Source organism: Novosphingobium mathurense, assembly GCF_900168325.1.
In the GTDB taxonomy this organism is placed as follows: Bacteria; Pseudomonadota; Alphaproteobacteria; order Sphingomonadales; family Sphingomonadaceae; genus Novosphingobium; species Novosphingobium mathurense.
In genome coordinates this window covers 1-2,664 of sequence record NZ_FVZE01000032.1, presented here as the reverse complement: position 1 = coordinate 2,664, position 2,664 = coordinate 1, and the positions used below count along the sequence as shown (strand labels likewise).

Genomic DNA, 2,664 nt, shown 5'->3' with positions numbered 1-2,664 from the left:
TGCGGATTCCGAAGGAAGCCGGCCGGGGATTCCGATTTGATGTCGGCCACCATTCCGATTTGAAGCCGGCCACCTATTCCGACTGATGTCGGCCAGGGATTCCGAAGAATTCCCGGCCACCTGATTGAAGTCTCTCCGAGGGAAGTTCCCCATCGGGCAATCTGCCTCTTCGGCAATCGAGGAGTGGCGGATGCCCGCGAAGAGAGAGATGAGTATGCGACAGATACGACTGATGCTGCGACTTGCCGGAGAGGGTGTTTCCGCGCGCGAGATTGGCCGTACGGTGAACGTGGCGCGCAGCACGATCCAGGACTACCTGGGACGGGCCAAGGCGGCCGGCCTGACATGGCCATTGCCAGACGAGTTGACTGACGATGTGCTGCAGACGCGGCTGTTCACCAAGGCGGGGGCAAAGACGGGTTTCCGGCGGCGTCCCGAGCCGGACTGGGCGGTGCTGCTTTGTGAGTTGAAGCGACCGGGCGTAACGCTGCACCTATTGTGGGAAGAGTATCGCGCCTCCCATCCCGCTGGCTACGGCTACAGCCGTTTTTGTGATCTGATGCGCGGCTTCCAGAAGCGGATGTCGCCGGTGATGCGCCAGGAGCATGTCGCTGGCGACAAGCTGTTCGTGGATTACTCGGGCAAGAAGGTCCCGTTCATCGACAGGATGACCGGCGAAATCCGCGAGGCCGAACTGTTCGTCGGCGTGCTGGGCGCCTCGAGCTACACCTACGCCGAAGTGACCTGGACGCAGCAGAAGGCAGACTGGATCCGCTCACATGTGCGCCTGCTGCGTCACATTGGTGGGGTGCCAAGGCTTCTGGTGCCCGACAACCTCAAGGCGGGGGTGAACAAGGCATCGTTCTACGACCCGGAGATCAACCGCAGCTACGGCATGATGGCCGCGCATTACAGCGTCGGGGTGCTCCCGGCACGGCCTCGTAAACCCAGGGATAAGGCGAAAGTGGAAGCCGGGGTCCGCCTGGCGCAGACCTATATCCTGGGTCGGCTGCGTAACCAGACCTTCTTCTCGCTGGACGATGCCAACCGGGCAATCCTCCCGGCACTCGAAGTGCTCAACGGCAAAGTCATGCGCCGCATCGGGGTCAGCCGCCGTCATCTGCTCGAGACGATCGAGCGCCCCGCACTCCAACCCCTCCCAGAGGAGGATTATGAATATGCCGATTGGTGTCTGGCCCGGGTCAATATCGATTATCACGTTGAATATGATGGCTACTTCTACTCGGTTCCGCACGCACTGATCGGCCAGCAAGTCGATCTGCGCGCAACGGAGCGTGGCATCGAAATCTTCCATCGTGGCCAGCGCATCGCCACCCACCAGCGCCGATATGGCGGCGTTACCCGGCATGGGACAACGCCCGATCACATGCCCAGTTCTCACCGACATTATGCCGAGTGGACCCCGGAACGCTTCCAGCGCTGGGGAAGCGCGATCGGCCCACAGACCGAAGGCCTGATCATCGCCATCCTCGCCCGACGGGCGCATCCCGAGCAGGGCTTCAGGAGTTGCCTTGGGGTACTGCGGCTCTACCGCGACCTTGAGCCCGCCTATGCCGAAATGGTCTCCGCCCACGCCGTCGCAATCGGCGCGTTCTCCTACAAGAGCATCTCGGCGATCATCATCAACCGCACGGCAAATGGCGTGAGCGCGAACGCTGAGCCCGCCGTGACTGACCACAGCAACCTGCGCGGTCGCGACTACTACCACTGAACCAATCTCATTCAGCGAAAGGCACCCTTATGTTGAAGCACCCTACGTTCGACTTGCTGCACAATCTTGGTCTCAGCGGCATGGCCGCTGCATTCCGTACCCTCGAGGGGCTACCCGAGACCCGCAACATGGACCATGCCGAATGGCTGGGCCTGCTGCTTGATCATGAAGTGACGGCGCGTAACCAGAAGCGGTTCGAGGCCCGCGCCCGCGTTGCACGGTTGCGCATGAATGCCACTATCGAGGACGTCGATTACCGGGCTGTGCGGGGCCTGGACCGGGCGATGTTCCTCAAGCTCACCACTTGCGACTGGATCCGAGCCGGGCATGACCTCCTGGTTACAGGGCCGACTGGCCTCGGCAAAAGCTGGCTGGTCTGCGCCCTCGGCCAGAAGGCCTGCCGAGATGACTTCTCGGTCGCCTATCATCGAGCGCCCAGACTGTTCGCCTCTCTCGCGCTCGCTCGGGGACTAGGGCGCCATGATCGCCTGATGCGTTCGCTCGGCCGCACCGAACTCCTGATCCTGGACGACTGGGGCCCCGAGAAACTGACTGCAGAACAGCGCCGCGACTTGATGGATATCATCGAAGACCGGCATCAGCGTCGATCCACAATCCTTACCAGCCAACTGCCTGTGGAACGCTGGTATGACTTGATAGGCGATCCCACCATCGCCGATGCCATCCTGGACCGCTTGGCGCACAATGCTTACCGCATCGAACTCCAGGGCGAGAGCCTGCGCAAGACACGAACTGACAACCCCATCGCTCCGCAAGCTTGACCAAAGCCGCCTCGGAACGGATATGCAAATTACCCTCGCGGGAGGCTCATCAGGTGGCCGACATCAAATCGGAATCCCTGGCCGGCTTCGCGTCGGAAAACATGGCCGACTTCGTATCGGAATGTCTGGCCGACTTCATCGGAATACGCA

General features: G+C 61.6%; 2 protein-coding genes. Both read left to right on the top strand.

Annotation, left to right across the window (positions count from 1 at the left end; genetic code table 11):
- Positions 1–214: 214 nt before the first annotated feature.
- The gene (istA, locus tag B5483_RS22685; RefSeq protein WP_139384145.1) at positions 215–1,732 is read left to right on the top strand and encodes an IS21 family transposase; all 1,518 of its coding nucleotides are present in this window, start codon (positions 215–217) and stop codon (positions 1,730–1,732) included.
- 29 nt (positions 1,733–1,761) lie between these two features.
- Positions 1,762–2,514: an IS21-like element helper ATPase IstB gene (istB, locus tag B5483_RS22680; RefSeq protein WP_079732150.1), complete on the top strand. Its 753-nt coding sequence runs from the start codon at positions 1,762–1,764 to the stop codon at positions 2,512–2,514.
- Positions 2,515–2,664 lie beyond the last annotated feature (150 nt).